At 65.3% G+C, this 4259-nt stretch carries 4 protein-coding genes; all 4 read left to right on the forward strand.

The window, feature by feature from the left end; translation table 11 throughout:
- Positions 1-855, forward strand: an 855-nt coding sequence (locus WAW17_RS11745) for a hypothetical protein (RefSeq protein WP_422333155.1), incomplete at its 5' end; no start/stop codon positions are given.
- 250 nt (positions 856-1105) lie between these two features.
- Positions 1106-2563: an adenylate/guanylate cyclase domain-containing protein gene (locus tag WAW17_RS11750; RefSeq protein ID WP_422333158.1), complete on the forward strand. Its 1458-nt coding sequence runs from the start codon at positions 1106-1108 to the stop codon at positions 2561-2563.
- 28 nt (positions 2564-2591) lie between these two features.
- On the forward strand, positions 2592-3728 hold the full coding sequence (locus WAW17_RS11755) for a lysylphosphatidylglycerol synthase transmembrane domain-containing protein (protein ID WP_422333156.1): 1137 nt from the start codon (positions 2592-2594) through the stop codon (positions 3726-3728).
- Positions 3729-3795: 67 nt separating this feature from the next.
- Complete coding sequence (locus tag WAW17_RS11760; protein ID WP_422333157.1) at positions 3796-4161, forward strand: DUF3054 domain-containing protein; 366 nt, start codon at positions 3796-3798, stop codon at positions 4159-4161.
- Positions 4162-4259 lie beyond the last annotated feature (98 nt).

Genomic DNA, 4259 nt, shown 5'->3' on the forward strand with positions numbered 1-4259 from the left:
TACATTGCGAGTTCTTCGAAGGGAACGGCCATGGCCACCAGCTTCACCACAGCGATCTCGGACCCGCTCTCCGGCCGCAGCACGGCAATTGTGATCGACCACCATGACTACGCGCAGTCGGTGATTCTGCAAGGGCGCGACGTTCCGTGGCACGACCCGACGGCCTATTCCAATTATTTCGGTCAGGCTCAAGGTCTGCTGAAGCCGGACGTCGCACTACTGACTCTCGACCGTTTTTACGATGAAGAGCAGGCTTCGAACAACGCTCTGCAAGAGGCTATGTCGGCGAGGCAACGCACCGGATACGCCCTGCGGGCCCTGCTTGCCGACAGCGCGACGGTCACTCTCGCGGTCGACCTCGTCACCACGTTGGCCCACATTGTCCGCGAGCCGCTCGTGGTCCAGATTCCGTCGCCCATGCAGTGGCTCAGCCGCACGCACCAGCTCGCCGGCACCGAGGGTGCCGACGAGCTGGACCTCGATGCCGCCGAGAACGCGTCGATGTACGTCGCGGACTGGCTACGCGGACTTGCGGCGGTGCCGCTTGCAGGCATCCTGCTGGACGACCGTCCAATTCCGGGGGCAGCGCCGCTACCCAGCGTGGGACTCGACACCTACACGCCGATCACGAACGTGGCCCGTCACTACCGGTGGGATGTGGCGATACGGACCGCCGATCGGGTGCTCGTACACAACAGCGAACCCGACCGGAAAGAACTCGGTGGCTCAGCGATATCTCCCGAATTCTGGCGGGGTGATGGCACCACGCTCCCACCCACCGACTTCTACATCACCCAGTTACCGGCGGATGCTGTGCCCGAACTCGTGCTTGCACAACTGGCGACCCTCGCCTGATTCAAGCGCGGTCCGCCGTGACGATGGGATTCATGGTGGTCTGCGGAGATCTTCGTCGGACTCGACGTCGCTGCCGGATCTCGCTTCGGCCGAGGCCGCACGCGGTTCACCGGAGACACGCTGTGACCAAAACCTCGACGTCTGGGGGACGTGTCCGCTACCACCGGAGCGGGCCCCCGCTAAATTGAACGGCGTGCGGAAATCCTATAGAGCGATCGCGGCAACCGTCCGCAGCCGATGGCCGCTCTATATGGTGTCCATGCTCATGGCCAATCTGATCGGCGCCATTCTCGTGTTCGCCTTCGTGCGGTACGGCGTTCCGATCCCGGAATCGCAGGGGATCATCGCCGACCGGGTCCGCAACGTCGTCGTCTTCGGCGGCTACCTCGCGTTCGCCGCTGTGGTGAGCCTGACCGCGGCGGCAATGATGCTGCGGTCGGTGATCCGCTGGCAGTTACGCGGCGGTCCGCCGACGCGCAGCGAACAGATGTCGGCGCTGCACGCACCACTACGTCAAGCGATCGTGCACCTGGTGCTCTGGATTCTCGGGGGCGCCATCTTCGTCATCCTCACCGTCACCGAGATGCCGTCGCTGGCGATCGCCGTCATCGTGACGGTGTGCATGGCGGCCACCACCACTTTCGGATTCACGTACATGCTCGGTGAGCGGATCCTGCGACCCGTCGCCGCGCAGGCACTGAGCGAAGGCGAATTCGATCGCACCATGGCGCCCGGTGTCGGCACCCGTCTGGCAATGACCTGGGGTCTGGGCACTCTCATGCCGGTCATCGGCATCATCCTGCTGTGCGCCACGCAGTTGTCCACCAACATCGAGTTCCCGCCCGACGCGTTCGCCTGGTCGATCCTGTTGCTCTCGATCGTCACGATTTCGCTCGCGTTCGCGCTGTCCACGCTGACGGCCAGTCAGATCTCCGACCCGATCAAGCAGTTGCGCCGCGCCATCGAGCGGGTTCAGCGCGGCGCCACCGATGTGCGGGTGGAGGTTTTCGACGGCAGTGAGATCGGACGTCTGCAAGTCGGCTTCAACCGGATGATGCGCGAGTCGGACGAGCGACGTCTGCTGCGCGAACTGTTCGGCCAGCACGTCGGTGAGGAGGTGGCCCGGCGCGCACTGCAGTTCGGTACCGAACTCGGCGGTGAGACGAGGTTCGTGGCCGTGCTCTTCGTCGACATGGTCGGATCCACCGGCGCCGCAGCCGAACGGCCCCCGGGCGAGGTCGTGAATCTGCTCAACGAATTCTTCCGCGTCGTGGTCGACGTCGTCGACCGCCACCACGGATTCGTCAACAAATTCATGGGCGATGCCGCGCTCGCGATCTTCGGCGCACCCCTCGACCGTCCGGACGCGCCGACCGCTGCGCTGGCCGCCGCTCGGGAGTTGCGGTTCGCCTTGAACGAGATCACCGGACTCGACATCGGCATCGGCGTTTCCGCAGGCCTCGCGGTTGCCGGGAATATCGGAGCCGCCGAGCGATTCGAGTACACGGTGATCGGGGACCCGGTCAACGAGGCCTCCCGGCTCACCGAACTCGCCAAGCTCCATCCCAGCCGGGTACTGGCATCGACGAGTGCCCTGTACTTCGCCGACGACGACGAGCAGGCCCACTGGGAACTGGGAGAACAGGTTCAGCTCCGCGGACGCCGTCGAACAACCCACCTGGCGTGGCCAGAGGACTATCCGGTGTGATCGGCCACCCGTTGGTTACGCTGACCTGGTGGCCCAGCCTCGCTCCGACCCGCCCCCTGCCGAGGTTCCTCGGCGGCGGAGCCGCTATTGGTTGTTCAAATGGATACTCGGGGCCGGTCTTCTCGCTCTCCTGACCGTCGAGGCCGTCTATCTGTGGCCCACGCTCAGTGACTCCTGGCGCGCACTCAGCGAGATCCACTGGGGATGGGTGGCCGCCTGTGTCGCGGCTCAGGCCGTTTCGCTGTCGGGCTTCGGCGCGGTCCAGCAACGCCTACTTCGGGCCGGCGGCGTCATAGTCAGCCAGATCAAGTCCGTGTCGGTGATCTACGCGAGTACCGCGATGTCGGTCAGCCTGCCCGCCGGTCAGGTCTTCTCGACCGCATTCACCTATCGGCAGACCCGTAAGTGGGGCGCAACACCCGTCGTGGCGTCCTGGCAATTGGCAATTTCCGGTGTGATCGCCGCGGGTAGCCTGGCCCTGATCGGAGCCGCGGGCGCCTTCGCGGTCGGCACCAGGGTCAGCCCCGTCACTCTCGCGCTGTCCCTGGTCGGCGCCTGCGCCCTGTTCTTCGGGCTCCGTTACGTCTCACGCAATCCCGATTCGGTCGAGTCGAGCGGACGCTGGGTTCTGACCCGATACAACAGGATTCGGAAGAATCCTCCGGACACCGGCATCAACCGGTGGAACGAGATTCTGGGTCAGCTCGAATCGGTGGTACTCGGACGGCGCGACTTGCTCGTCACGATCGGCTGGTCCGCGGTGCACCGTTCCGCCGATGTCGCATGCCTCGGTTTCGCGTGCTGGGCAGTGGGCGCCGAGCCCTCGTTCGCCGGACTTCTCATCGCGTTCGCCGCCGCCAAGGCGGTGGGCAGCATCCCCCTCGCGCCCGGCGGACTGGGATTCGTCGACGGCACCCTCATCGCCACGCTCACCGCAGCCGGCGCCTCCGCGTCGCAGGCACTCGCTGCCGTGTTCGTCTACCGCGTGGTCAGCTATATCCTCGTGGCGGCCGTCGGCTGGATCACCTTTCTCATTCTTTTCCGGCACAACCAGCACGAGGATCTCGAGATGGATCTCGAACTCGAACGACGCGAGCAGCCGTCTTCCACCACTCGCCGGGTTCGGCGCAGCCGGACCACCCCCGAACCCGAATCCGAGGCGTAGTCCGCCGGGCCCACCGCGCCGTCGCCTCCTGAGTACCGATCGGGGTACTACGTACTACCCTGGCCCGGTGAAAAAGATCCTCGCCGCCTTCGCCCTGGACGTCGTTCTCGTCATCGTGTTCTGTGCCATCGGACGCCGCAGTCATGACGAAGCGAATGCGCTGGCCGGCCTCGCCACCACCGCGTGGCCGTTCCTGAGCGGCCTGGCCGTGGGGTGGATTGCGACCTTCGCGCTGTATCGCGACAAGTTCGACGCCTTCCTGGTCATCCCGACGGGTGTGCTCGTCTGGGTGTCGACTCTCCTGGTGGGCATGGTGCTGCGTGTCGTCAGTGGTCAGGGCACCGCGTTCAGTTTCATCCTGGTAGCCGGAACCGTGCTGGCCGTTTTCCTTATCGGGTGGCGGGCGATCGGCCGAACTCGGGCCAAGGCCTGAGACCGTCCGTCTCAGCGCATCCACAACCAGGCGGCCAAGCCCAGTCCTGCCACCCCGATCACAATTCGGAGAATCGACGGCGGAATCCGTCTGACCAC

Origin of the sequence: Rhodococcus sp. (in: high G+C Gram-positive bacteria) (assembly GCF_049286785.1) — a bacterium.
In the GTDB taxonomy this organism is placed as follows: domain Bacteria; phylum Actinomycetota; class Actinomycetes; order Mycobacteriales; family Mycobacteriaceae; genus Rhodococcus_F.

Excerpts from the sequence above, each read along its gene's own strand:
- WAW17_RS11750 (WP_422333158.1), top strand. The coding sequence starts at position 1,106 with ATGGTGTCCATGCTCATGGCCAATCTGATCGGCGCCATTCTCGTGTTC.